The sequence below is a fragment of the Saccharopolyspora sp. 6M genome (assembly GCF_020176775.1).
Taxonomy (GTDB): Bacteria; Actinomycetota; Actinomycetes; order Mycobacteriales; family Pseudonocardiaceae; genus Saccharopolyspora_C; species Saccharopolyspora_C gregorii.
Genome location: NZ_JAIUJZ010000019.1, coordinates 1 through 2,504 on the forward strand (window position 1 = coordinate 1; position 2,504 = coordinate 2,504).

Annotated in this window: 4 protein-coding genes; 2 read left to right on the plus strand and 2 right to left on the minus strand. The window is 74.5% G+C overall.

Features of this window, described 5'->3' with window-relative positions; genetic code table 11:
* Positions 1-126: 126 nt before the first annotated feature.
* Positions 127-978: a helix-turn-helix transcriptional regulator gene (locus LCD31_RS03320; RefSeq protein ID WP_224955939.1), complete on the minus strand. Its 852-nt coding sequence runs from the start codon at positions 976-978 to the stop codon at positions 127-129.
* Between the two features lie 100 nt (positions 979-1,078).
* On the opposite strand from LCD31_RS03320, the gene LCD31_RS03325 reads away from it, so the two are divergent.
* Both LCD31_RS03325 and LCD31_RS03330 read left to right on the plus strand, forming a co-directional pair.
* On the plus strand, positions 1,079-1,849 hold the full coding sequence (locus tag LCD31_RS03325; protein ID WP_224955940.1) for an SDR family oxidoreductase: 771 nt from the start codon (positions 1,079-1,081) through the stop codon (positions 1,847-1,849).
* 34 nt (positions 1,850-1,883) lie between these two features.
* Positions 1,884-2,114 (plus strand): 4-oxalocrotonate tautomerase family protein, encoded by a 231-nt coding sequence (locus LCD31_RS03330; RefSeq protein ID WP_224955941.1) that lies wholly within the window; start codon positions 1,884-1,886, stop codon positions 2,112-2,114.
* Positions 2,115-2,128: 14 nt separating this feature from the next.
* On the opposite strand, the gene LCD31_RS03335 is transcribed toward LCD31_RS03330, so the two are convergent.
* Positions 2,129-2,356, minus strand: coding sequence for an SCO4848 family membrane protein (locus tag LCD31_RS03335; RefSeq protein ID WP_224955942.1), 228 nt, complete (start codon positions 2,354-2,356; stop codon positions 2,129-2,131).
* Positions 2,357-2,504: the final 148 nt, after the last annotated feature.

Consider the following 2,504-nt stretch of genomic DNA (forward strand, 5'->3'; position numbering starts at 1 on the left):
CCCCGTGCTCGACCCTTCCTTAGTCGCCCCCGGGCCCCGTGTGCCGCGGCGCCGCACCCCCGCCCCCATGGGGGGGGGGGGGGGGGGGGGGGGGGGGGGGGGGGGCCCGCTTCCGCGTTCGCCAGGTCAGCGCTGGGGGCTGGTGAAGCGTTCGTGGCCGACGACGTTGAGGAGTTCCAGCTTGGCGTGGCCGTCGCTGCCGGGGGCCGCGGTGAGCACCAGCAGCGCCTGGGTCTGGTCCTCGGTGAACAGCACCTGGCAGTCCACCTCGATCGCGCCGACCTCGGGGTGCAGCAGCGTCTTGTGGTCCTCGAAGCGCTTCGCGACCTCGTGGCGCCGCCACAGCTCGGCGAACTCCGCGCTCTCCCGCAGCAGCGCCCGCACCACGTCACCGGCGGCGGAGGCGTCGCCCAGCAGCCCGTAGCCGACCCGCAGGTTCGCGACCTGCGCGCGGCTCTGCCGGTCCCGGTCGGCCTCCGGGTACATGCGGCGCTCGTGCTCCGGGTCGGTGAACCAGCGGTAGACCTCGCTGCGGGCCAGCCCCGTGTAGCCGGAGCGGTCGCCGAGCAGGGCGCAGGCCATCCGGTTCTGCACCAGCGTCTCCCCCAGCGGGGACAGGATCAGCGCCGGCGTGTCGTCCAGCCGATCCAGCACCCGCAGCAGCGCCGGGGCCACGTGCGCCGACGCCAGGACCCGCCGCGGGGGGTTGTGCCCGGCCACCTGGAACAGGTAGTCCCGCTCGTCGTCGCTGAGCCGCAGCGCCCTGGCCAGCGCGGTCAGCAGCTGCGCGCTCGGGTGCGGGCCGCGGCGCTGCTCCAGCCGCGTGTAGTAGTCGGTGGACATCCCCGCCAGCGAGGCGACCTCCTCCCGCCGCAGCCCGGGGGTGCGCCTGCGCGCGCCCGGGGGCAGGCCCACGTCCGCGGGGCGCAGCGCCTCGCGGCGGCGGGTGAGGAAGGTGGCGAGCGCGGGTCGATCCATGCCACCAGCATGGACCCGGCCGGTGACGCCGACCAGGGACCGCCGATCCCCCGATAACCGATCTCTGCACGTGAGGACGGCACCGCCGCAGACTCGTGGCATGCACATCAGCGGAAACACCCTCTTCATCCCCGGCGCCACCAGCGGCATCGGCCTGGCCCTCGCGCTGCGCTTCCACGAGAAGGGCAACACCGTCATCGTCGGCGGCAGGCGCGAGGAGCTCCTCGCGCAGATCGCCGCCGAGCACCCTGGCATCGACACCCAGCGGATCGACACGCTGGACCCGGCGAGCATCCGCGCCGCGTCCGCCGAGGTGCTGGCACGCCACCCCGACCTGAACGTGCTCGTCCCGATGGCGGGCATCATGCGCGCCGAGAACTGGCGGGACCCCGCCGGGTTCCTCGAATCGGCGGAGGACGTCATCGCCACCAACGTGCTCGGGCCGATCCGGCTCATCGCCGAGTTCATCGAGCACCTGCAGGGGCGGCCGGACGCGACCATCCTCACCGTGACCTCTGGTCTCGCGTTCACCCCGCTGCGCGTGACGCCCAGCTACAACGCCTCGAAGGCCGCGATCCACATGCTCACCGAATCGCTGCGGCTGCAACTGCGGGGCACCAGCGTGCGGCTGCAGGAGCTGGCGCCGCCGGCGGTGCAGACCGACTTGATGCCCGGGCACCGGGAGAGCGCGCACGCGATGCCGCTGGACGAGTTCATCGACGAGGTGATGGCGCTGCTGGAAGCCGACCCCGACGCGCGGGAGATCCTCGTCGAGCGGGTCAAGTTCCTGCGCTACTCGGAGGTCCGCGGCGAGTTCGACCAGGTGGTGGCCGCCCTCGACGCCGCCGACCCGCACGGCAACGCGGCCTGACCGGAAGCGCGACGATCTGCTGGAGGAGGAAGACATGCCGTTCGCGAACCTGAAGGTGCCCGCCGGAACCCTCGACGCCGAGCAGAAGGAACGGCTCGTGCACCGCGTCACCGACCTCTACGCCGAAGTCTTCGGCGAACGGGCCCGCGCCACCACGCTCGTGCTCGTGGAGGACGTCGCCGACGGCGGCTGGGGCATCGGCGGGAACGTGCTGACGCTCGCCGCGCTGCAGGGCGGGGCGGGAACCGCGCCGGACGCCGGGTAGGGCGCGCCGGAGGGTCAGCGGCGGGTCGCGCGGAACGCGCGCCAGCCCAGCACGCCGATCGCGGTGCCCAGGACCAGCGACACCGCGGCGATCACGAAGTGCACGTAGAGGAACGGCGTCGGGGAACCGGCCTGCCAGGAGTTCTCGCTCACCCAGATGTTGCGGAAGAACGTCGGCCACAGCAGCCACGACCACACGCCGAAGGCGAGCAGGAACAGGGCGGTACGGCGGGAGAACGTCACGGGGGCAGTATCTCCCCGCGTCCGGCGGCCCGGCCCGGGGCCCCCCCCCCCCCCGGGGCCCCCCCCCCGGGCGCGGGGGGGGGCGGGGGGGGGGGGGGGGGCCCCCCCCCCGCCCGCCCCCCCCGCCCCCCCCCCGGGCCCCGGGCGG